At 71.2% G+C, this 23,289-nt stretch carries 17 protein-coding genes, 1 pseudogene and 1 riboswitch; of the genes and pseudogenes, 15 read left to right on the forward strand and 3 right to left on the reverse strand.

The window, feature by feature from the left end; genetic code table 11:
* Positions 1 to 397 precede the first annotated feature (397 nt).
* From ftsZ to D5S19_RS28550, 7 genes are all read left to right on the forward strand, one after another.
* Positions 398 to 1,708 (forward strand): cell division protein FtsZ, encoded by a 1,311-nt coding sequence (ftsZ, locus tag D5S19_RS28520; RefSeq protein ID WP_098515254.1) that lies wholly within the window; start codon positions 398 to 400, stop codon positions 1,706 to 1,708.
* A 27-nt stretch (positions 1,709 to 1,735) separates the two neighbouring features.
* Positions 1,736 to 2,449 carry a peptidoglycan editing factor PgeF gene (pgeF, locus tag D5S19_RS28525; RefSeq protein WP_120026478.1) on the forward strand — a complete coding sequence of 238 codons (714 nt, stop codon included), beginning with the start codon at positions 1,736 to 1,738 and terminating at the stop codon, positions 2,447 to 2,449.
* Positions 2,450 to 2,489: 40 nt separating this feature from the next.
* The gene (locus D5S19_RS28530) at positions 2,490 to 3,323 is read left to right on the forward strand and encodes a YggS family pyridoxal phosphate-dependent enzyme (RefSeq protein WP_120026467.1); all 834 of its coding nucleotides are present in this window, start codon (positions 2,490 to 2,492) and stop codon (positions 3,321 to 3,323) included.
* A 74-nt stretch (positions 3,324 to 3,397) separates the two neighbouring features.
* Positions 3,398 to 3,985: a cell division protein SepF gene (locus D5S19_RS28535; RefSeq protein ID WP_120026468.1), complete on the forward strand. Its 588-nt coding sequence runs from the start codon at positions 3,398 to 3,400 to the stop codon at positions 3,983 to 3,985.
* Positions 3,986 to 4,100: 115 nt separating this feature from the next.
* Complete coding sequence (locus D5S19_RS28540; RefSeq protein WP_120026479.1) at positions 4,101 to 4,376, forward strand: YggT family protein; 276 nt, start codon at positions 4,101 to 4,103, stop codon at positions 4,374 to 4,376.
* A gap of 52 nt (positions 4,377 to 4,428) precedes the next feature.
* Positions 4,429 to 5,280: a DivIVA-like cell division protein Wag31 gene (gene wag31 / locus D5S19_RS28545; RefSeq protein WP_098514260.1), complete on the forward strand. Its 852-nt coding sequence runs from the start codon at positions 4,429 to 4,431 to the stop codon at positions 5,278 to 5,280.
* A gap of 150 nt (positions 5,281 to 5,430) precedes the next feature.
* Positions 5,431 to 5,976 carry a hypothetical protein gene (locus D5S19_RS28550; RefSeq protein ID WP_120026469.1) on the forward strand — a complete coding sequence of 182 codons (546 nt, stop codon included), beginning with the start codon at positions 5,431 to 5,433 and terminating at the stop codon, positions 5,974 to 5,976.
* A 49-nt stretch (positions 5,977 to 6,025) separates the two neighbouring features.
* On the opposite strand, the gene D5S19_RS34255 is transcribed toward D5S19_RS28550, so the two are convergent.
* Positions 6,026 to 6,322: a hypothetical protein gene (locus D5S19_RS34255; RefSeq protein ID WP_407641800.1), complete on the reverse strand. Its 297-nt coding sequence runs from the start codon at positions 6,320 to 6,322 to the stop codon at positions 6,026 to 6,028.
* A gap of 710 nt (positions 6,323 to 7,032) precedes the next feature.
* On the opposite strand from D5S19_RS34255, the gene ileS reads away from it, so the two are divergent.
* The 7 genes from ileS (at position 7,033) to D5S19_RS28595 (ending at position 17,582) form a co-directional block, all read left to right on the forward strand.
* Positions 7,033 to 10,203 carry an isoleucine--tRNA ligase gene (gene ileS, locus D5S19_RS28565; RefSeq protein WP_120026470.1) on the forward strand — a complete coding sequence of 1,057 codons (3,171 nt, stop codon included), beginning with the start codon at positions 7,033 to 7,035 and terminating at the stop codon, positions 10,201 to 10,203.
* Between the two features lie 33 nt (positions 10,204 to 10,236).
* Entirely contained in the window at positions 10,237 to 10,971 is a 735-nt protein-coding gene (locus D5S19_RS28570; protein WP_120026471.1) for an NYN domain-containing protein, read from the forward strand.
* Between the two features lie 212 nt (positions 10,972 to 11,183).
* Positions 11,184 to 12,800, forward strand: a complete 1,617-nt coding sequence (locus tag D5S19_RS28575) for a penicillin-binding transpeptidase domain-containing protein (protein ID WP_120026472.1) — start codon at positions 11,184 to 11,186, stop codon at positions 12,798 to 12,800.
* Positions 12,801 to 12,911: 111 nt separating this feature from the next.
* Entirely contained in the window at positions 12,912 to 14,390 is a 1,479-nt protein-coding gene (locus D5S19_RS28580; protein WP_120026473.1) for a potassium/proton antiporter, read from the forward strand.
* A 96-nt stretch (positions 14,391 to 14,486) separates the two neighbouring features.
* Positions 14,487 to 14,601: riboswitch (SAM riboswitch) on the forward strand.
* Between the two features lie 38 nt (positions 14,602 to 14,639).
* Complete coding sequence (locus D5S19_RS28585; RefSeq protein WP_120026474.1) at positions 14,640 to 15,962, forward strand: aminotransferase class V-fold PLP-dependent enzyme; 1,323 nt, start codon at positions 14,640 to 14,642, stop codon at positions 15,960 to 15,962.
* Positions 15,963 to 16,008: 46 nt separating this feature from the next.
* Positions 16,009 to 16,656, forward strand: coding sequence for a signal peptidase II (lspA, locus tag D5S19_RS28590; RefSeq protein ID WP_199730755.1), 648 nt, complete (start codon positions 16,009 to 16,011; stop codon positions 16,654 to 16,656).
* On the forward strand, positions 16,653 to 17,582 hold the full coding sequence (locus tag D5S19_RS28595) for an RluA family pseudouridine synthase (RefSeq protein WP_120026476.1): 930 nt from the start codon (positions 16,653 to 16,655) through the stop codon (positions 17,580 to 17,582). Before lspA ends, D5S19_RS28595 begins: the two co-directional genes overlap by 4 nt.
* A gap of 7 nt (positions 17,583 to 17,589) precedes the next feature.
* Here D5S19_RS28595 and D5S19_RS28600 read toward each other — a convergent pair whose 3' ends face one another.
* Positions 17,590 to 18,525, reverse strand: coding sequence for an AsnC family protein (locus D5S19_RS28600; protein WP_407641801.1), 936 nt, complete (start codon positions 18,523 to 18,525; stop codon positions 17,590 to 17,592).
* A 564-nt stretch (positions 18,526 to 19,089) separates the two neighbouring features.
* A pseudogene (locus D5S19_RS34260) lies at positions 19,090 to 19,503 on the reverse strand (AsnC family protein); the annotation flags it as partial.
* Positions 19,504 to 19,731: 228 nt separating this feature from the next.
* On the opposite strand from D5S19_RS34260, the gene D5S19_RS28610 reads away from it, so the two are divergent.
* Positions 19,732 to 23,055, forward strand: coding sequence for a DUF885 domain-containing protein (locus D5S19_RS28610; RefSeq protein ID WP_120026477.1), 3,324 nt, complete (start codon positions 19,732 to 19,734; stop codon positions 23,053 to 23,055).
* The last annotated feature ends 234 nt before the right edge of the window (positions 23,056 to 23,289 follow it).

Below are 23,289 nucleotides of genomic sequence, written 5' to 3' on the forward strand. Positions count from 1 at the left end.
CACGAACACCTCCATCACGAACCGCTCCAGCTCACCATTCAAAGCCCGCACCACAGCAAGATCCACACCAGAATCACACCACAAGATCAACAACTCCTGACAAAGCCCTATCAGAGTCCGTGAAGGGACCCTTCACAGCCTTCCCGGGGCCGCTTAGCAGAGCGGGGTGGGGCTTGGTGGAGCGGGGGTGCGGGGTGCGCCGCCGCCTTGCGTCCGGGGTCGCGTTGTGGCAAAACACCTTTGCCGGCTACGGCGTGCCTACTGGATTAGCGCCTGCCCGGTGCCTACCGTCCTGCCTTGACGCTGGTGGTTGACATAACTCTCACTCTCGGCTTGAGGTTGAGGTTTCCGGCCCCGGCAGCAGCACGTGCACATCACGATCAGGAAGGCGGACCCGATGACGCCCCCGCACAACTACCTTGCGGTGATCAAGGTCGTCGGCATCGGCGGCGGCGGCGTGAACGCCGTGAACCGGATGATCGAGGTCGGCCTCAAGGGTGTCGAGTTCATCGCGGTGAACACCGACGCGCAGGCGCTGCTGATGTCCGACGCCGACGTCAAGCTCGACATCGGCCGGGAACTGACCCGCGGTCTCGGTGCGGGCGCCGCCCCCGAGGTGGGGCAGAAGGCGGCCGAGGACCACCGCGAGGAGATCGAAGAGGTCATCAAGGGCGCCGACATGGTGTTCGTGACCGCCGGCGAGGGCGGCGGCACCGGCACCGGCGGCGCGCCCGTGGTCGCGCAGATCGCCCGCAAGCTGGGCGCGCTGACCATCGGCGTGGTGACCCGGCCGTTCACCTTCGAGGGCAAGCGCCGCGGCAAGCAGGCCGAAGAGGGCATCCAGCAGCTGCGCAACGAGTGCGACACGCTGATCGTGATCCCGAACGACCGGCTGCTGCAGCTCGGCGACATCGGCGTCTCGCTGATGGACGCGTTCCGCTCGGCGGACGAGGTGCTGCTCTCCGGTGTCCAGGGCATCACCGACCTGATCACCACGCCCGGCCTGATCAACCTCGACTTCGCCGACGTCAAGAGCGTGATGTCCGGGGCGGGCTCGGCGCTGATGGGCATCGGCTCCGCCCGCGGGGAGGGCCGGGCCATCCAGGCCGCGGAGAAGGCGATCAACTCGCCGCTGCTGGAGGCCTCGATGGACGGGGCGCACGGCGCGCTGCTGTCCATCGCCGGTGGCTCCGACCTCGGCCTGTTCGAGATCAACGAGGCCGCCTCGCTGGTGCAGGAGTCCGCGCACCCGGAGGCGAACATCATCTTCGGCACGATCATCGACGACTCCCTCGGCGACGAGGTCCGGGTCACCGTGATCGCGGCCGGGTTCGACTCCGGCGCGCCCACGCACAAGAAGCTCGACCCGCCCGCGTTCGGCTCCCGGGCCAACGGCGGCAGCACCGCCAGCGCCGCGGCAGGTCAGGTCAGCACGCCGTCCGCGGCGCAGCCGGCCGCACCGCCGACCGGTGGGGCCACCCCGGTGCCGCCCGCGAGCGGGAACGGCTACCCGCCGGTGCCGCCGCGTCCGCCGCTGCCCCAGCCCGGGGGCACCCCTCCCGGCGGCCTGCCGCAGCCCGGTGGCGCTTCGCGCTACTCGCCGCTCGGTTCCGGCTCGTCCTCCGGTGGGCTGCCCAGCCGTCCCACCACGGTGCACGACGACCCGACCGACGACGAGGTCGACGTTCCGCCGTTCATGCGCCGCTGAGTGCACCACCCCTGGCAGGATGACGGGGTGCGAGTACGAAGAATCGTCACGACGAGGGCGGGCGGCGCTTCCCGCCCGCCGTACGACAGTTTCAATCTCGGTGACCACGTCGGCGACGACGCGGGCGACGTGTACGCCAACCGTGCGCGGCTCGCGAAGGAACTCGGCCTGGCCGAGGATCGGCTGTGCTGGATGGAGCAAGTCCACGGCCGCACCGTGACGGTCGTGGACGGCACCGAGACGAAGGCCGCCGAAGCGACCGACGCGCTGGTCACCGCCCAGCCCGGGGTAGCGCTCGTGGTGATGGTCGCGGACTGCGTGCCGGTGCTGCTGGCCGACCCGGCGGCAGGCGTCGCCGCCGCTGTGCACGCCGGCCGCATCGGTGCCCGCATCGGTGTGCTCCCCGCGGCCCTCGAAGCGATGCGCGACCTCGGCGCCGACCCGGCCCGTACGGAAGCCCTGCTCGGCCCGGCCATTTGCGGCGAGTGCTACGAGGTCCCCGCGGAGATGGCCGCCGACGTGGAAGAACACCTGCCCGGCAGCACCGCCCGGACCCGCAGCGGGACCACCGGCCTCGACCTGCGTGCGGGCCTGTGGCGCCAGCTCGCCGCCCTCGGCGTCGGCCACATCGGCGCTGATCCCCGTTGCACCGCCGAGGACAAGACCCTCTTCAGCTACCGCCGCGACGGCACCACGGGTCGTCTCGCGGGCATCACCTGGCTTGAAGCGGACACGGCGTGACGGGGCCTTCGGTGCGGGGTGCCTGGGGTTTCGGGGGGACATGCGCAATGCCGTTCTGCCGTACTTCGCCGGTCAGGCCGCCACGCCGGATCGTCCACCGCGCGTCGCCTGGCGCGCCGTCCACCGGAGCCGCCGCGTGACCGGGACCGACGAACGCCGGGCGGAACTCGCCGCTTCGCTGGCCGCCGTGCGGGCGCGGATCGACGCGGCCTGTGCCGTGGCCGGGCGGGCGTCCGGGGAAGTGCGGCTGCTCGGGGTGACCAAGACCTTCCCCGCCGCCGATGCGGCCGTGCTGACCGATCTCGGGCTGCTCGATCTCGCCGAGAACCGTGACCAGGAGGCCGGGCCGAAGGCGGCGGAGGTCGCGGGGCTGCGGCCGGACGCCGCGCCGCGCTGGCACATGGTCGGGCGGCTGCAGCGGAACAAGGCGCGGTCGGTGGTCCGCTGGGCGGACGAGGTGCAGTCGGTGGATTCGGCCCGGCTGGCCGACGCGCTCGGCCGTGCGGTGACCGCCGCGCGGGACGCGGGGGAGCGCACCGGACCACTCGATGTGCTGATCCAGGTGAGCCTCGACGCCGACCCGGCACGCGGCGGCGTCCCGGTCCCGGAGCTGTCCGCACTTGCCGACCACATCACTCACACGGGTGAGCTGCGACTGCGGGGCGTGATGGCCGTTGCGCCGCTCGGGGAGGACCCGTCGGCGGCCTTCGCGCGGCTGGCGCGAGCTGCGCGGAAAGTGCGTGCGGAGCATCCGGAAGCGGTGGAACTCTCCGCCGGGATGAGCCATGATCTGGAGTCGGCGATCACCTACGGTTCCACCTGTGTGCGTGTCGGAACCGCGCTGCTCGGCGGCCGCGGTTTAGCCTCGCCGTAAGGGAGTCCGCCCGCTGGTCACGGAACGTGACCGGCCGGGCGTGGAGCGGGAGCGGCTAGGGCAAAGGGAGAGGCATGAGCGCGCTGCAGAAGCTGAAGGCCTACTTCGGGATGGTGCCCGCGGACGAGGAAGGCTACGACGTCGAGGACGACGACTACCGCCGCGACTACGACCAAGGCTACGACGGCTACGACGAGTCACCGGCCCGCTCGCGCGGCCGGTACCGCGAGCCGGCGGACACCTACGACGAACCCGGGACGCGGATGCGGTCACGTTCGGTGACCGCGGCCGAGCCCGCCACGCACGGCGCGCTGGCCGTGGACCGGCAGCCGGACCCGGTGGCCCGGCTGCGCCCGGTCGCCGAGCCGGTGGTGCGCGATCCGCTCAGCCGGATCACCACGCTGCACCCGACGAGCTACGTCGAGGCGCGCGCGATCGGCGAGCACTACCGCGAGGGCATCCCGGTGATCATCAACCTCACCGAGATGGAGAACGCGGACGCCAAGCGGATCGTGGACTTCGCGGCCGGGCTGGCGTTCGCCGTGCGGGGCTCGATGGACAAGGTCACCAGCAAGGTGTTCCTTCTCTCACCGCCGGACGTCGACGTGACCGCCGAGGACCGCCGGCGGATCGCCGAGGGCGGATTGTTCCTGCGCGGGTGAAGCAGGTCCGACCGCTGAGCGCAGCCATACGTGATTTTGTCGACTCATCGCCGCGCCAGGGCGGAGCCTGCGCACATCGCCGCCGTCCCCCGCTAGAGTGGTCGCCGTGAATGCTGTGTGGCTGGTGGTCTGGTACGTGCTGTTCGCGTTCTGGCTTTTGCTGACCGCGCGTATCGTCATCGAACTCGTGCGCACCTTCGCGCGCGAGTGGCGTCCCGCCGGAGGGGTTGCGGTGACGCTCGAGACCATCTACACAGTGACCGACCCACCGGTGCGGCTGTTCCGGCGAATCATTCCTGTGGTTCGCGTCGGCGGGATGGGACTGGACTTATCGATTATGGTTCTGCTGCTGGTCGTGTTCTTCGGGATGCAACTGGCGACACCCAGGTGAACGGGGACACCAGGGTGAGTCCGGCAGGCCATGGAGTGCGTGAGGTGATCTGATGTCGTTGACCCCCGCTGACGTGCACAACGTCGCGTTCAGCAAGCCGCCCATCGGCAAGAGGGGCTACAACGAGGACGAGGTGGACGCGTTCCTCGACCTGGTGGAGACCGAGCTTGCCCGGTTGATCGAGGACAACAACGAGCTGCGCCAGCAGATGGAGCAGCTCGACACGGAACTCGAATCGACCCGGGCCGAGCTGGAGAACGCCAAGGTGGCCGGGCCGCCCCCGGTGCGCGAGGAGCCCTCGCGCCGGCTGGCGCCGGTACCGCCGCCCGCCTCGGCGATGGAGCAGACCCAGGCCCACGGGATGGTCGGCGACAACAGCGAGCCGAACGTCCAGGCGGCCAAGGTGCTCGGCCTGGCCCAGGAGATGGCCGACCGGCTGACCGCCGAGGCCAAGACCGAGTCCGACGGGATGCTCGCCGAGGCCCGGACCAAGTCCGAGCAGCTGCTCTCCGACGCGCGGGCGAAGTCGGACTCGATGGTCAACGAGGCCCGCACCCGGGCCGAGACCATGCTGAACGACGCGCGGACCCGCGCCGAGACGCTGGAGCGCCAGGCCCGCGACAAGGCGACCACCATGGAACGCGAGTCGCAGCGCAAGTACACCGAGACGATGAACAACCTGAACGCCGAGAAGGGCGCGCTGGGCAAGAAGATCGAGGAACTGCGCACGATCGAGCGCGAGTACCGCACGCGGCTGCGCGGCTTCCTCGAATCCCAGCTGCGCGAGCTGGACGACCGCGGCTCCGCGGCGCCGGCCACCGCCTCCTCGTCCGGCTCGGGCCAGTCCTCCTCGTCCAGCAGCGGCCAGGGCTACTCCTTCGGCCCGCGCGCCGAAGCCGGCTGATCCGCCGTCCCCGTCGCCTCACCTGGCCGTGCCGGCCCGGTGAGGCGACGGTGTGCCCGGCCACGTCCGGGTAGCGCTCCGGCACGGCCGGGAGCCGCCGCGGCAGGCGGGTCGCGCGTCGGAGTGGGCGCCTGCGTGCTGTAATTCAGCGTGCTCTACATCGTCCTCGTTCTGGTGGTGGCGGCGCTCGCGCTGCTCATCACGGCCCTCATCACGGCCACGTCGCTGTGGGCCTGGGTCTCGATCGGCCTGTCCGTGTTCGCCGGGGTGCTGCTGCTCGTGGACTGGCTGCGGCGCCGTTCCGCCGATCGGGCGCAGGCCGCACCGGAACCGGTGGACGCCGAGGACGGCACCGGTGCCGAGTCCGATACCGAACCGACCGAACTGCTGCCCGCCACGGGTGAACTGAGCGATCCGGCACCGGCCCCCGTCGAGGGGGCGAAGGCGGACGCGAAGGCCGTCCGCGACACGCCTCCCGGCGAGGAGGAGACCGCCGAGGCGGACCTCGAGGTGATCAAAAACCTGGAGGACGAGGTCGTGGTCGTCGACGAGTACCCCCGCTACCACCTGGTCGACTGCGGCTGGCTCTCCGGCCGCGACACCATCCCGATCGCCGTCGGCGAGGCACGTCAGCTCGGCTTCACCCCGTGCGGCCGATGCGGCCCGGACACCGTGCTGGCCGCCGCCCACCGCTGAAGAGCTGTGAAGGGAACCTTCACGGACGCTGAGGCTGTGAAGGGTCCCTTCACAGCATTCCCAGCAGCGGGCGGCGGCTGGTGCGCACCCGCGCCAGATCCACGCCGAGCGCATCGAGCACCTCGGGCGCTCGTGGTCCCAGCTCGTACGGATGTTCTTGCAGCGGCGCGGAAAACCGGCCTGTCTCGCGACGCCGGGTGGTCGGTTCACCATCCAGGGTGACCAGTGCGCCCTGCTCCAGCAGTGCTGTGGTGATCATCACACCGAGTTTTCCGGTCAGGTGGTCGTAGCAGGTGCGGGCCGTGCGCAGTGCCTCCGCGCGGGTGCCCTCCCGCAACGAGCGCACCGGCTGGGTGGGGGAGTGCCGGGCCAGCGTTTCCAGCAGTTCCGGGGCACCCCCGTGAGCCGGTAGAACCGGTGCCGCCCCGAGCGTTCGGCGGTCACCAGGCCTGCGGCGAGCAGTTTCGCCAGATACGCGTACGCCCTGCGCGGACAGCCCGGCTTCCCCGGCCAGGACCGAGGCGGCCAGCGACCGCCCGTCGCCCAGCGCGAGGTGACCGCTGCGGTGGTGACGGCCGCGGTCGCCGACGCACCAGGCGAGCGCGCCGGCATCGCGGGCGGGGTGAACAACGCCGCGGGACAGGCGGGCACTCGGCGTGGCGGTTTCGGTGCGGTGACCGGGAACCGGCCGCCGCCGGGACGTTCGTGCACGGGCTGCACCTGCTCGCCCCGGTGTCCGCGGGACTGTGGCTCGCGGGTGCCGGAGTGATCGCGGTGACCACGCGGGCACAGGCTGGCGGAAACCCGGTTGATGCGGCGGGCTAATCTGGTGTCAGCGCAGCGTCGATCCGGCCATCACCGGGGAGCTTCCGGAAGAACAGGGCCTCGGGCCCCCAGTAGAACCGGACGGGTGCGGCCCGTCATCGCCGTCGAACGAGTGGCCCGGGGCCTGCCCCGGGCAAGCGGGGTGGTACCGCGTGACGTGCGAGCGTCTCGTCCCCGTGGGGGTGACCGCCGGTCGCCCTTACGCGAGCGACGAACGCAAGGAGCACCCGGATGTACCCCCAGGTTTCCCTGGACGGGCAGGCCGCCGTCCCGGCCCAGCCGTCGTTCCCCGCGCTGGAGAAGCACGTTCTCGAATACTGGGAGAGCGACCGCACCTTCCAGGCCTCGATCGACGCGCGCCCCGCGGGCGAGCACGGCGACAACGAGTACGTCTTCTACGACGGCCCGCCCTTCGCCAACGGCCTGCCGCACTACGGGCACTTGCTCACCGGGTACGTCAAGGACATCGTGCCGCGCTACCAGACCATGAAGGGCCGCCACGTCGAGCGCCGCTTCGGCTGGGACACCCACGGCCTGCCCGCGGAGCTGGAGGCGATGCGCCAGCTCGGCATCACCGAGAAGGCCGAGATCGAGGCGATGGGCGTCGCGAAGTTCAACGAGGCCTCCCGCGAATCCGTGCTGCGTTACACCAGCGAGTGGGAGGAGTACGTCACCCGCCAGGCCCGTTGGGTGGACTTCGAGAACGACTACAAGACGCTCGATGTGTCCTATATGGAATCGGTCATCTGGGCGTTCAAACAGCTGTGGGACAAGGGCCTGGTGTACGAGGGCTACCGCGTGCTGCCCTACTGCTGGCGCGACGAGACCCCGCTGTCCAACCACGAGCTGCGGATGGACGACGACGTCTACCGCACGCGCCAGGACCCCGCCGTCACGGTCGGATTCCGCTTGCAGGGCAACGGTAACGACCTCGACGGCGCGTACCTGCTGATCTGGACGACCACGCCGTGGACGCTGCCGTCGAACCTCGCCACCGCGGTGCATCCCGAGGTGCTCTACGTCGTGGTCGAGAGCGAGAGCTTCCCCGGAAAGCGCTTCCTGCTCGCCGAGGCCCGCGTCGCCGCGTACGCGCGCGAGCTGGGGGAGGAGCCGACGGTCGTCGCCCGTTACACCGGCGAAGAGCTGCTCGGAACCCGTTACGCACCACCGTTCCCGTACTTCACCGACGCGGAGAACGCGCACCGCGTGCTGTCCGCGGACTACGTCACCACCGAGGACGGCACGGGCGTGGTGCACATCGCGCCCGCCTATGGTGAAGAGGACAAGGCCGTCACCGACGCGGCCGACATCACGCCTGTCACTCCCGTCAACGCCCAGGGCCGCTTCGACACGACCGTGCCGGATTACGAAGGCCAGCTGGTCTTCGACGCGAACCCGAACATCATCCGTGACCTCAAGAACGGCACCGGTTCCGCAGCCGAACAGGGCGCCCTGCTGCTGCGTCACGAGACCTACGAGCACCCGTACCCGCACTGCTGGCGGTGCCGCAATCCGCTGATCTACCGCGCGGTGTCGTCGTGGTTCGTCGCGGTCACCCAGTTCAAGGACCGGATGATCGAGCTGAACAAGCAGATCACCTGGTACCCCGAGAACGTCAAGGACGGCCAGTTCGGCAAATGGCTGGAAAACGCGCGGGACTGGTCGATCTCGCGCAACCGCTACTTCGGCTCGCCGATCCCGGTGTGGCGCTCCGACGACCCGGCGTACCCGCGGCTGGACGTGTACGGCTCGCTGGACGAGCTGGAGCGTGATTTCGGGGTCCGGCTGGACAATCTGCACCGGCCCTACATCGACGAGCTGACCCGGCCGAACCCGGACGACCCGACCGGGAAGTCCACCATGCGCCGGGTCGAGGACGTGCTCGACGTGTGGTTCGACTCCGGTTCGATGCCCTACGCGCAGGTGCACTACCCGTTCGAGAACGCGGACTGGTTCGAGCACCACTACCCGAGCGACTTCATCGTCGAGTACATCGGCCAGGCCCGTGGCTGGTTCTACCTGCTGCACGTCCTGGCCACGGCGCTGTTCGACCGGCCGGCGTTCCGCACCTGCGTCGCGCACGGCATCGTGCTCGGCTCGGACGGGCAGAAGATGTCCAAGTCGCTGCGCAACTATCCGGATGTCAACGAGGTCTTCGAGCGCGACGGCTCGGACGCCATGCGCTGGTACCTGATGGCCAGCCCGATCCTGCGCGGCGGGAACCTGGTGGTGACCGACCGCGGCATCCGGGACGCTGTGCGCCAGGCCGTACTGCCGCTGTGGAACTCGTACTACTTCCTGGCCCTGTACGCGAATGCCGAGGGCAAGCAAGGCGTCTGGCGCACGGATTCGACGCACCTGCTGGACCGCTACGTGCTCGCGAAGACCCATGAGCTGGTCACCGACGTCGAGGCCGCGCTGGACCGGTATGACGTCGCCGGAGCCTGCCAGATCGTGCGGGATTTCCTTGAGGTGCTCACGAACTGGTACGTCCGCCGGTCCCGGGACCGGTTCTGGGCCGGGGAACAGGACGCGATCGACACCCTGCACACCGTGCTGGAGGTGACCTGCCGGGTGATCGCACCGCTGCTGCCGCTGACCACGGAAACGGTGTGGCGCGGCTTGACCGGCGAGCGCTCGGTGCACCTGACCGACTGGCCGAACGCGCTCGACCTGCCCGCGGACGCCGCGCTGGTGACCGCGATGGACCGGGTGCGGCAGGTGGCGTCCTCGGCGCTGGCGCTGCGCAAGGCGAACAAGCTGCGCGTGCGCCTGCCGCTGGCGAAACTGCTGGTGGCGGCCGAGGACGTGGCGCCGCTGGGCGACTTCACCGACATCCTGCGCGACGAGGTGAACGTCAAGGCGGTCGAGCTGACCACCGACGTCGCCGCGCACGGCACCTTCGAGGTCGCGGTGAACGCCCGCGCCGCCGGGCCGCGGCTGGGCAAGGTCGTGCAGCAGGTGATCAAGGCGGTCAAGTCCGGCGACTGGACCACCTCCGCCTCCGGCGCGGTCGTCGCCGCCGGGGTCGAACTGGCCGAGGGCGAGTACGAACGCCGCCTGGTCGCCGCCGGTGGTGGCGCCGCGGCCGAGCTGCCGGGCGGGGCGGGACTGGTGGTGCTCGACACCGAGGTCACCCCGGAGCTGTCCGCCGAGGGTGTGGCCCGCGACCTGATCCGCGTGATCCAGCAAGCCCGCCGCGACGCCGACCTCGACGTCGCGGACCGCATCACGCTGACCGTCGACGCCCCCGAAGACGTGCTTTCGGCGGCGCGTGCGCATGAGAAGTTCATCGCCACGGAGACGCTGACGACGTCGGTTTCCCATGGCGAGGTGGCCGGAGGCTTCGAGGGCACGGTCGGGGAGGGTGTGCCGGTCCGGGTGGCGGTCGCGAAGGCGTGAGCGCTGCTGGGATGCACCGCTAATCTGGTCACTATGCGTGTTGGAGTGTACGTCGACGGTTACAATCTGTATTACGGTGGACGCGGCATCGTGGGTGGATCCGGGATTGCCGGTTGGCGGTGGCTTGACGTCCGGCGCTTGGCGGAGAACACCGTCGATCGACACTCGGGCTGGCGTGATGCGAGCGTGGCGAGAGTGGTGTTCCGCACGGCAAGGATCAGCGGTGCGAGTCATCCGGCGGGCACGCGGGACCAGAATGTCTATTTGCGCGCGTTGAAGGAGGCGCGCTCGGTCGACGTGATCGAGCTGGGCCGGTATGTCAATCGGGTGGCCACCGCGCCGTTGGCGGTGAAAGGAGCGAGAGGCAAGCCTGAAGTGGCCACGGCCGGGTGGCCGATCATGATCCAGGATTCCTCCGGGCAACCGGTGCCGGATGCCCGGTTCATGGTGTCGGTGGCCCGGCGTGAGGAAAAGGGATCAGACGTCAACGTCGCTTCGCACCTCCTGCTGGATCTGCTGTACGAGCGGGTGGATGCGGTGGTGGTGGTCAGCAATGACAGCGATCTCGCGTTTCCGATCGAACAAGCGCGCCGGCGGTGTCCCGTCGGAGTGGTCAATCCGACCCGTAACTACGTCGCGGGCGCCTTGAGCGCTGACGCCGGTGCAGGTGTCGGCGGACACTGGTGGTGGCAACTGACTGCGGACGATTTGAAGAGCGCCCAGCTCCCTGCCCGGGTCGGCAAGCTCAGCCGCCCACCGGGCTGGTAAGTGGCGGGCACTGACGAGGATCGGCTACGATGGGCAAACACACCGCCCGGCCCCTTCGTGGGCCGGGTTTTCCTTTTCGGTGACCTTCCCCGGCTGGCGATCCACCCCTGATCAGCCACCGCCCTCCTTCCCGGTAACACCCGGCCCCCATTGGCGATGAGCCAACGGGCGCCGGGCGTGGGCGCGCCACGAGGCCCGGAGGGGGAGCACAGGTGAGTCCTGCCGCAAAAAGGGGCGTCCTGATCGGGGGCGCGCTGGCCGTGGTCGTGATCGTCGTCGCCGCGGTGCTGTCGCTGACCGGCGGGGCATCACCCGCACCAGCGGCCGACACGGCGGACACCGCCGAACCCGGCCCGGTCGATCCAGGGACAGCCGCCCGCCAGTACCTCACCGCCTTCGCCGCAGGTAAGGCCGACGACGCAGGCCAGGTCACCGACCAGCCGCAGACCGCGTCGGCCGCGGTGCGCGACGTCTGGTCCGTGCTGAAGCCCCACGATGTCGTCACGAAGCTGGACAAGCTCGGCGCGCCGGCAGGTGATCGCGTGGCCGCCTCCTACACGGTTACCTGGACCTTCGCGCCCGGCCGGGTGTGGTCGTATCCGGCTGCGTTCGACGTCGTCCGTGGGCCGGACGGCTGGCATGTGCACTGGGCGCCGTCGGTGCTGCACCCGAAGCTGCAGGACGGGCAACGGCTGGTGGTCTCCACCGCCGCCTCCGACGTCCCGGCGGTGGTCGACCGCGACGGCAAGGCGGTCGTGCTGGCCGGCGAGGGCGGGCTGCGCCTGGCCGATGACAAGGCGTTCCCCCTGCTGCGTTCCGCGCTCACCTCACATGCCCGGGCGTCGTCCGGAGACGCGTTCGCGGTGGAGCGGGTCGATCGCGAAGGCAAGAGCCAGGAGACGCTGTTCGGACACGCCGGCGCCGAGCCAAAGCCGATGACGAGCAGCGTCAGCACGGCGATCCAGGCAGCTGCGCAGGCCGCTGTCGACGGCTATCGCGGCAAGGCCGTCCTGGTCGCGCTTCAGCCGTCTACCGGCGATGTGCTGGCGGTGGCGCAGAACAGCCAGGTGGACAACCCGGCATCGGCGTTCAGCGGACAGTACGCGCCCGGTTCGACGTTCAAGATCGTCACCGCCACCGCCGCGCTGGAAGCCGGTCTGGTCACTGTGGACTCACCGATGGCTTGTCCGCTCACCGAACGAATCGGCACCCGAACACTGTCCAATGAGGGCTTCGACCTCGGCACGACCACGCTGCAGCGGGCGTTCGCGCGTTCCTGCAACACCACGTTCGGCAAGCTCGCCGCGCAGTTGCCCGCCGACGCACTGGCGAAAGCCGCCACGCAGTACGGCCTCAACGCTGACTTCGAACTCCCCGGCATGCGCACCGAACTGGGTCGGGTCGATCCCTCGCAGAGCCCGGACGAACAGGTCGAGGACGGCATCGGCCAGGGCACCGTGCAGGTCAGCCCGTTCGGCGCCGCGGTACTGGCGGCGACCGCGGCGAGTGGGCGCGCGATCACGCCGCAGCTCTGGCCGGACGGCGGCACCAAGGTCGTCACCGCCTACGCGCCGCCGCCCGCCGCGGTGCTGGCGCCGCTGCGCACGATGCTGCGGGAGGTGGTCACCGCGGGCACCGCCACCGGGCTCGCCCGTTCGGGTGCGGTGTTCGGCAAGACCGGCACCGCGCAGTTCGGCGACGGCGCCCAGGCACACGGCTGGTTCGTCGGCTACCGCGGTGACGTGGCGTTCTCGGTCTTTCTCGAAGGTGGCCAGGACTCCGGTCCGGCGGTCGCCCTCGGCGCGAAATTCCTCGCCGCCGTGCCCTAGCCGTCGCACCGTCCGAAAAGGACTGGAACATCCGTTTCGGGGACACGTGTCCGGCCGCGCCGGGCGCCTCACTATTCTGGACGCGCTGCGGGTCGGGGACGGGGAGGCGACATGGACGGACTTCCGGTACTCCTCGGCGTCGGCGGACTGGTGCTGCTGTCCTCGGTGCTCGCGGTGCGGGTGTCCATCCGGCTCGGCTTCCCGTCACTGCTGCTGTATCTCGCGATCGGCGTGGTACTCGGGGAATCCGGCCTCGGTATCCACTTCGACAACCCGGCGCTCACCCAGTCGCTCGGGCTGGCCGCACTGGTGCTGATTCTCACCGAAGGCGGGCTCACCACCCGCTGGTCGTCGGTCAAATCCTCGCTGGGGCCCGGGATCGTGCTGTCCACAGTGGCCGTGGTGATCAGCATCGTGGTCACCGGCGCGGCGCTGCACTGGCTGCTCGGCCTCGATTGGCGGCTGGCGCTGCTGTGGGGCGCGGTACTGGCCTCCACCGACGCCGCGGCGGTGTTCTCCGTGCTGCGTTCGGCCGGAATCGGCAAACGGCTGTCCGGCATGCTCGAACTCGAGTCCGGGATCAACGACGCGCCCGCCTACATCGCGGTGATCGTACTGGCCTCCGGGGATGCGGTCGATTGGTCGCTGCCGCTGGTGGTGGTCTACGAATTGGCCGCCGGCCTGGCCATCGGGCTGGCGTTCGGCTGGCTCGGCACCCAGGCGCTGCGCCGGGCCGCGCTCCCGGCGACCGGGCTCTACCCGCTCGCCACGGTCGCGGTGTGCGTGCTCGCCTACTCCTCGGGTCAGCTCGCGCACGCCTCCGGCCTGCTCGCCACCTACGTCGCGGGGCTGGTGCTGGGCAATTCGAAGCTGCCGCACCGCTCGGACACCCTGTCCTTCGCCGAAGGGCTCGGCTGGCTCGCCCAGATCGGGCTGTTCGTGCTGCTCGGCCTGTTCGCCTCGCCGGGCAGGCTGCTGGAGACGCTGGTGCCCGGCCTGGTCGCGGGCGCGGTCGTGCTGCTGCTGGCCCGGCCGCTGTCGGTGGCGCTGTCCCTGCTGCCGTTCCGGCTGCCCTGGCGAGAGCAGGCGTTCCTGTCCTGGGCCGGGCTGCGCGGGGCGGTGCCGATCGTGCTCGCGATGATCCCGCTGTCCCAAGGCGTGCCGGGCGCGCAACGGCTGGTGGACGCGGTGTTCGTGCTCGTCATCGTGCTGACCCTGCTGCAAGGGTCGACGCTGGGGCCGCTGGCGCGGCTGCTGCGGCTGGACCGGGCGGGCGAGGTGCAGGAGATCGAGGTCGACTCGGCCCCGCTCGACGAGCTCGGCGCCGAGCTGCTGCAGGTGCGCATCCAGAAGGGCTCGAAGCTGCACGGCGTGTACCTGTCCGAGCTGCGGCTGCCCGCCGGGGCCACGGTGAGCCTGGTGGTGCGCGGCGGAGCCGGGTTCACCCCGCAGAAGACGAGCCGGCTGCAGGAGGACGACCAGCTGCTCGTGGTCGCCACCGAGCACGTGCGCGAAGCCGCCGAGCTGCGGATCCGCGCGGTGGACCGGGCCGGGCGGCTGGCCAGGTGGCGCGGCGAGTCCGGCCGCTGACCGGGACAGTCCACTGTGGACTGACCGGGTGACGGCCGTCTCAGATCACGGAATGGGCTGGTGCCGCGCGCCGATGATCGGCTATCGTTCTCGGCAGGTCATGAGTGCCAGCGTCAAGCCCCGGCTTGCTGGCCGGCAACCCTCCTTCCGCGGTGGGGTGCCCCGGGTGAGGACCGGGCCGGTCGCGCAGTGCGGCGGGCAAGCGCGGGCCCCTCGCCGGGTCCCCCGGATTGCCGAGGAGGCAGCGTCATGACTCTCGCACTCGACCGGACCACCGAAACCTCTGTTCCGCCGGTGGCCGGTGCCGGCCTGCGCGTACCGCTGGTGACCGGCGGCGACGTCTCCTACGCCAACCTCGACCACGCGGCCAGTGCGCCGTGCCTGTCCGCGGTCCGGTCCGCGGTCGACGAGTTCCTGCCCTGGTACGCCAGCGTGCACCGGGGCGCGGGGTTCGCGTCGCAGGTCTCCACCCGGCTGTACGAGCGCACGCGGGAAGTGCTGCGCCGCTTCGCCGACGCCCGCGACACCGACACCGTGGTGTTCACCCGCAACACCACCGATGCGTTCAACCTGCTGGCGAAGGCGTTGCCGCGCAACACTTCCGTGGTCGTGTTCGACACCGAGCACCACGCCGCGCTGCTGCCGTGGCGCGGGCCGAACGTGCGCCGGGTGTCGCTGCCGCGTACCCGGCTGGCCGCAGTGTCCGTTGTGGACGAAGCGCTGGCCGCCTGCCCGCAGGGGCCGCGGCTGGTGGTCGTCGCCGGAGCGTCCAATGTGACCGGTGAACTGCTGCCGGTGGCGGAGATCTCCGCGGTGGCGCGGAAACACGGTGCCCGGGTGGCGCTGGACGCCGCGCAGCTCGCGCCGCACCGGCGGATCTCGCTGCGGGAGCTCGACGTGGACTACGTGGCGCTGTCCGGGCACAAGCTCTACGCGCCGTTCGGTGCCGGCGCGCTGATCGGCCGGAGCGACTGGCTGCGCGCGGCCGTGCCGTACCTCGCCGGCGGCGGTGCGACGAAGCTGGTCACCGAAGAGGCCGTGGTCTGGAACGCCGGGCCGGAGCGGCACGAGGCGGGCTCGCCCAACACCGTCGGCGTGTATGCGCTGAGCGTCGCCTGCGAACAGCTGGCCGCGAACTGGGACGCGATCGGCGCGCACGAGGCCGAGCTGCTCGAACGGCTCCGCACGGGCCTCGCCGTGCTGCCCGGCTGCGCCGAACTGCGGCTGTTCGACGCCCCGGTGGACCGCGTCGGCACGGTCAGCTTCGTCGTCGACGGATTCGACCCGGGTTGGGTCGCCGCCGTGCTGTCGGCCGAGTACGGCATCGGAGTGCGCGACGGCGCGTTCTGTGCCCACGTCGCCACTCGCCGCCTGATCCGCGAGACCGGCGGCGAAGGGCAGCAGGCGCTCCGCGTGAGCCTCGGGCTGGGCAGCACCGCCGAGCACGTCGACCGGCTCCTGCTGGCCTTGCGGCAGATCGTCGCCCGCGGCGCTCGGTGGGAATACACCAAGGTGGACGGCCGGTGGGCGCCGGTCGGCGACCCGCGTGAGCTGCCGCCGTTCTGTGCCTGACGGCGGTGCTGGGAGTGGGCCGGGGGCGAGCGTGGACAATGGGGGAGTGAGCACCGAGCCCTCGCCCGAATCCGACGTGTCCGAGCCCGCTGTGCCCGAGCCTGACGTGCCCGGGCCTGCCGAGCCGCGGCCCGGGGGGGATACCGGAGGAGCCGAGGTGGCCCCGGCGCCGTCGCTGCCCAAGCGGCGGATCGGCCTGGTGTTCGCGGTCGCGGTGCTGATCTGGGTGATCGACCTGGTGACCAAGAACCTGGTCGCGGCCAATCTGGAGGGCAAGGAGCCGGTCCGCATCCTCGGCGGGCTGATCTACCTGCAGGTGATCCGCAATCCGGGGGCCGCCTTCTCCATGGCCACCGGGATGACCTGGGTGCTCGCGCTGATCGCCGCGGCGGTCGTGGTGGCCATCGTGTGGCTGGCGCGGCGGCTGCGCTCGGTCGGCTGGGCGATCGGGCTCGGCCTGGTGCTCGCGGGTGCGCTCGGCAACCTGACCGACCGCCTGTTCCGCGCGCCGGGCCCGCTGCATGGCCACGTCATCGACTTCATCTCCGCCTTCGCACCCAACGGCCAGGGCTTCGCCATCTTCAACATCGCCGACTCCGCGATCTGCGTCGGCGGTGCGCTGATCGTGCTGCTGTCCTTGCTGGGCAAGGACTACGACGGCACCTCGACACGTTCGAAGAAGGACGCCAAGTGAGCGCGCGCATGCTGCCCGTCCCGGACGGGCTCGATGGGATGCGCGTGGACGCGGGACTGGCCAAGCTGCTCGGCCTGTCGCGCACCGCGGTCGCGGATCTCGCCGCGGCCGGTGACGTGCTGCTCGACGGGCGTCCTGCCGGGAAGTCCGACCGGCTGTCCGCCGGCGGTCTGCTTGAGGTGACCCTGCCGGAACCGGCGCGGCCTGCCGAGATCATCGCGGAACCGGTCGAAGGGATGCGGATTCTGCACGACGACGGGGACATCGTGGTGCTGTCCAAGCCGGTCGGTGTCGCCGTCCACCCGAGCCCGGGCTGGACCGGTCCCACGGTCGTCGGCGGGCTCGCGGCGGCCGGGCTGCGGATCGCCACGTCCGGCGCCGCCGAGCGGCAGGGCGTGGTCCACCGGCTCGACGCGGGCACCACGGGCGTGATGGTGGTGGCGAAGAGCGAGCACGCATACACGGTGTTGAAGCGGGCGTTCAAGGAACGCACTGTGGACAAGGGCTACCACGCCGTCGTCCAGGGGCATCCGGATCCGACGCGCGGCACCATCGACGCCCCGATCGACCGGCATCCGCGGCACGACTACAAGTTCGCCGTCGTCGCGGGCGGGCGTCCCAGCGTGACGCACTACGAAGTGGTCGAAGCGTTCCGCGCGGCGTCGCTGGCGCACGTGAAGCTCGAAACCGGGCGTACGCACCAGATCCGCGTGCACTTCTCCGCGCTCCGGCATCCGTGCGCCGGGGACCTGACCTACGGTGCTGACCCGGTGCTGGCGCGCAAGCTGGGCCTTTCGCGGCAGTGGCTGCACGCGCGGACCCTCGGGTTCGCGCACCCGGCCGACGGCCGCTGGGTCGAGTTCGAAGCCGAATACCCGGACGACCTTGCGAACGCCCTGCAGATCCTGCGCGACGAATACGCCTGATCCCCGGTCACACCGTCCAGGTGAGCGTACGTTCGTCGGGCTCGGGGCGGGGGCTCCAGCGCACCGAGACGACCTGGGTGGCTTCCGGGAGCACGTACACGGTGTGGCCGCCCAGCGTCTCACCCGGCCGTACCCCGATCTTGTGCGGTGGCCGGGAGGTAAGCGAGACGGGTGCCTTGGCGACGGTGCCGCTGTCGGCAGTGAGCAGTTCGAGGTAGTTGTCCGGCAACGACGCGAACGGCACCGAGCCGCGGTTGGTGATCTCGGTGTGCACGACCACTGCGCGCTCGCCTTCCTCCAGCCGGTACCCGGCCGCGCCGAACAGGAAATCGGCCGGGTCCTGTACCTCCAGCAGTTGCACGGTGAGCTGCTCGCCCTCCAGCCCCTGCGTCTCCAGCTTCTCGCCGATCCGCCCGCGCTGTCCGCCGGCCGGGGCTTCCAGTCGGGGCTCGTCCCCGCGCGCCCACGACGCGGTCTGCGGCACGCCCCAGGTGGTGACGGCCGGATCCGTCACAGCGGCCGCTCCTGTCACGCCGTACGCGCCCGATGGCGCTCCGTACGGTCCGGACTGCGCGGGTTGAACCCCGTACGCACCTGATGGCCCTGGGGTTCCGTACGCGCCTGACGGTGCGCCCTGCACCGTCGCTCCGTACGGCCCCGATGGTGCGCCCTGCACTCCTGAGGGGGACCCGTATGCCCCTGACGGTGTGCCCCGCACCCCCGATGGTGCTCCGTATGCTCCGGACGGCACACCGTGCGCCGGCCCGTATTGTCCACTGTGGACGGTGTTGTCCGCGGAAGCGTTCGGCTGTCCCAGTGCCGGGGAACGCATTGCCGCCCAAGCGGTCCCGGCTCCCGGCCGGCCCGCGAACCCCGGCGCGCCGCCGGACCGCGGTCCGGCACCCTGCGTCGCAGATCCGCCTCCCGCCCACTGCGCCTGTATCCCGCCCGGCCCTCCGGCGCCCGGTACACCACTGTCCGGGCCTGCAGTGCTCGGCGTCGCCCAGTCCGCGGCGCCGCTTGTGGTTGTACTGCCCGGGGTCGCGCTGCCCGGTCCTCCGCTGCCAGGCGCTCTGCCATCTGGCACTGTGCTTCTCGTCGCTGCCCAGCCCGGCGTAGCGCTGCCCGGGGCTGCATTGCCCGGCTCGCCGCCCGGTACTCCACCGTGGGTACCCACACTGCCCGGCGTCGCCCAGCCCAGTGCACTGCCAGGAGCCGCACCGCCCGGTCCTCCGCCGCCAGGCGCTCCACCGTCCTGCCAGCCGGCACTCGGCGTTGCCCAACCCGGCAGAACACCGCTTGGGGTTCCGCTGTCCGGTCCGGCGCCGTTTGGCGTTGCCCAGCCCGGAAGGACGCCGCTGGGGACTGCGTTGGCCGGTCTGCCGCCCTGCGCTCCACTGTCCTGCCCTGCGCCACCCGGCGTCGCCCAACCCGGCACTTCGCCATTGGGAGCCGCACCGCCCGGCCATCCGCCACCCGCTACCGCACCAGCCCCAGGCGCCGCACCACCCGGCGCCACCCCACTCGGCACCGCACCGCCTTGCATCCCGCGATCACCGGGCACCGCCCCGGATTGCGCCCCATAACCCGGCGTCCCCCACCCGGTTCCCGGCCCAGCCCCGTACCCTGGCGCCGCGCCCGGCGACGGCATCCCGCCGGTCGGCGGCATCCGACCGGCCTGCCCGCCCGGCCCCGGCCGCTGCCACGACGGGGGTACCCCCGATAGGGCTGCACGTAGACCGTTCGGGTCACTTTCCACACCGACCAGCAGCGGCAATCCGCTGCCGGACAGCGAGACCAGCCGGTAGGCCACCTCGCGCGGGTCCATCCCGACTTTCGCGGCGAGTTCGTGCACGGCCGTCCTGCCCAGCTCGGCCAGCGCGGCGAGCAGGCGGACATCGGCGGGATCGGACACGGCCACTCCGGCAACGCTACCGTCTCGCGGCCCTTGCGACGGGACGGTCCAGCCGGGTGGCGGCGCCGTGTTCGCTGGATGTGAACGGGCCTCTCGCTCCGGAAACGGGCGTTGCGCACCCCGGCTGCATTAGGGTCGGCAGGGCATCGCAGCGGGCCACCGCCCGGCTGACCGCGATGCCGATCGGGCCACGCGCCGGTCGGACCACCGGAACCACGCAGGAGCCCAGCGCCCATGACCGCCGCCGTGCTCGCCGACGAATTCGTCGACGGAATGTTCGATTTCGACCCCCTCTACGCCGCGGTCTCCGGACTGCGCCCGGACGCGCCGGGGCTCGGCGACCCGAGTGCCGCGGCCGAGGCGGAGCAGCGCCGCTGGCTGCTCGCGATGCGGGAGCGGGCCGAGGCGATCGATCCGGCCGGGCTCGGCGCGACCGATCGGGTCACCCGCGAGGTCCTGCTCAGCACGATCGCCGAATGGCTGGACCGGATCGACACCCGGACCGTCGAGTTCTCGGTGAGCAGCCTCTTCACCTCACCAGCCTCGGGCCTGCTCACCATGCTGCCGATGGTCACGGTGACCGCGGGCGCCTCCGCCGAGGCGCACCTGGGCAGGCTGGCGGCGATCCCGGAGTACCTGCGGGTCTGCGGGCAGCGTCACCTGGCGGGGATCGCGGACGGGCTGCTGCCGGTCGACCGCTTGGTGCGCGGGGCCGTCGAGCACCTTGATCGCTACCTCGCCGAGCCGGAGAACGATCCGCTGCGGCGCCAGCCCGCGCCGGACGAGGAGTTCGCCACGCGGCGGGATGCCCTGCTGCGCGACGTGGTCCGCCCGGGATTCCGGGAGTACCGCGATGTGCTGGCCGCCGAGGTCCTCCCGCACGGCAGGCCGGACGAGCGCGCGGGCGTGTCCTGGCTGCCCGGCGGTGCGGAGATCTACGCCCGGCTGGCCCGCCTGCACACCACCAGCGACCGCACCCCGCAGGAGCTGCACGAGACCGGCCTGGCCGTGATCGAGGGCCAGATCGAGCAGTACCGCGCGCTCGGCGAGCGGGTGTTCGGCACGCGTGAGCTGCCGGAGATCTTCGAGCGGCTGCGCACCGATCCGAAGCTGCGCTGGGCCAGTGCCGAGGAGCTGCTGGAGACCGCGCGGGCCGCGATCACGCGGGCCGCCGCCGAGGCGCCGAACTGGTTCGGGAAGATCCCGCAGCACCCCTGGATCGTCGTGCCGGTGCCCGAGGACTCGGCTCCCAGCGCGCCGCCCGCGTACTACCTGCGGCCGGCCACGGACGGGTCCCGGCCGGGCACCTACTTCGCCAACACCCATCAGGCCACCGAGCGGTTCCGGCACACCGCGGAGGCCACCGCGTTCCACGAGGCGATCCCGGGCCACCACTTCCAGCTGAGTGCCGCGCTGGACCTCACGGATCTGCCGTTGCTGCGCCGGATCAACGATTTCACCGCCTACGCCGAGGGCTGGGGTCTCTACACGGAGCGGCTGGCCGACGAGATGGGCCTGTATTCCGACGATGTCTCCCTGCTGGGCATGCTGACCCTGGAGTCGATGCGAGCCGGGCGGCTGGTGGTGGACACCGGTATGCACGCGCTGGGCTGGAGCCGGCAGCAGGCGGTGGACTACCTGATCGAGCACACCCCGATGGCGCCGGTGGAGATCGAGGCCGAGATCGACCGCTACCTCGGCTTTCCGGGGCAGGCACTGGCGTATCTGGTGGGGCGGCTGGAGATCCAGCGGCTGCGGGCGCAGGCGGAGGCCCGGCTGGGCAGCCGGTTCGACATCCGCGGGTTCCACGACACCGTGCTCTCCGGCGGTTCGCTGCCGCTCTCGGTGCTGGACACGGTCGTCTCGGACTGGGTCGCCGGGCACGGCGACACCGTCAACGGGCTGGCCGATGAGCTGGTGGAGCTGGACTTCGAGGGCAACCCGCTGGACCGCACGATCTGGGGGCTGCCCGGCGACCACGGCACCCTGCCGGACCCGAGCCTCGCCGCGGCCGAACGGCACCGTGCGGCCTACGCCGAGCTGGCGCGCCGCGCCGAGGCGATCGACCCGGCCGGGCTGGACCGCGCCGAGGCCGTGACCAGGCAGGTCGTCCTCGCCCGTGCCCGTTGTGCGCTCGACACCATCGATTCGCAGCTGGCCGGGTTCGCGGTGAGCGACGGGCTCAGCTCGCCCGCGCTGCGCCTGCTGATCGAGCTGCCCCAGCTGGTGCCGGACGACGCGGAAAAGGCCCGCGGCTACCTGAGCCGGCTGAGCGCGCTCGGCGGCTTTCTCGACGCGGTGATCGAGCGGCAGCGCGCCGCCGCGGCCGAGGGTCTCGTGCCGCCGGAGTTCCTGGTGCGCATCGGGATCGACTACGTCGAGCGATATCTCGCCGCAGAGCAGGACGATCCGTTGCGAATCACGGCGAAGGCCGAGGTGGCGGGCTTCGACGAGGAACGCGATCGGTTGCTGGGCGAGGTCGTGCGGCCCGCCTACCGGCGTTATCGCGATTTCCTCGCCGGTGAGCTGCTGCCGATCGCGAAACCGGACACGCAGCCCGGGATCGGTCACCTGCCCGGCGGGGCGGAGAAGTACCAGGGCCTGATCCGGGCCCAGACCACCACCGATCACGCCGCCCGGGAACTGCACGAGACCGGCCTGGCGATGATCGAGGCGCAGGCCGAGGAGTACCGCGCGCTCGGCGAGCGGGTGTTCGGCACGCGTGAGCTGCCGGAGATCTTCGAGCGGCTGCGCACCGACCCGGCGCTGCGCTGGCAGGACGGCGAGGAGCTGCTGGCCGCCGCCCGCGCCGCGGTGGCCCGGGCGGAAGCCGCTGCGCCGCAATGGTTCCTGCGGATTCCCGCGAGCCGGTGCGAGGTCGCGCCGGTACCGGAGGCGGACGAGGTGAGCGGCACTATCGCCTACTACCTGCCGCCTGCCTTGGACGGCTCTCGCCCGGGCACCTACTACGCCAACACCTACGAGGCGAAGGCCCGGCCGCGGCACACGAGCGAGGCGATCGCGTTCCACGAAGCCGTTCCCGGGCACCATTTCCAGCTGACGCTGGCGCAGGAGCTCAGCGATCTGCCGATGCTGCGCCGGATCGTGCTGTTCAACGCCTACACCGAGGGCTGGGGCCTCTACACCGAGCGGCTGGCCGACGAGATGGGCCTGTACTCCGACGACATCGCGCGCCTCGGCATGCTCACCCTGGAGTCGATGCGGGCCGGGCGGCTGGTGGTGGACACCGGGATGCATGCGCTGGGTTGGACCCGGCAGCAGGCGGTGGACTACCTGATCGAGCACACCCCGATGGCGCGGGTGGAGATCGAGGGGGAAATCGACCGCTACGCCGCGAACCCCGGCCAGGCGCTCGGATACATGGTGGGGCGCCTGGAGATCGAACGAGTCCGCGCGGAGGCGGAACGCGCCCTGGGTGACCGTTTCGACCTGCGCGGCTTCCACGACGTCCTGCTCGGCCACGGCGCGGTGCCTCTGTCTGCTTTGGACACTCTGGTGGGCGAATGGGTTGCGGCGCAACGAGAGGTGGCTGGATGAGCTGACTTCACGCCGGTCGAAGCTTCGCCCCCCCCGGCCCAGCTATGGCGGGAGATCCCCCTCCTTCGAGTCTGCGACGGGCCGTGAAGGGCACCTTCACGGACTCTGGAGGCTGTTGCGTTTTCGGTTTGGCTGGTTGGTGGCGGTTGTGGTTGGGGGGTTGTGATGGTTGGGCGGGGCCGCGGGCCCTGCCCATCACGTTGTCTGGGTGGTGGTGTGGGTGTGGGTGAACAT

This window comes from Amycolatopsis panacis (genome assembly GCF_003600245.1).
Lineage (GTDB): Bacteria > Actinomycetota > Actinomycetes > Mycobacteriales > Pseudonocardiaceae > Amycolatopsis > Amycolatopsis sulphurea.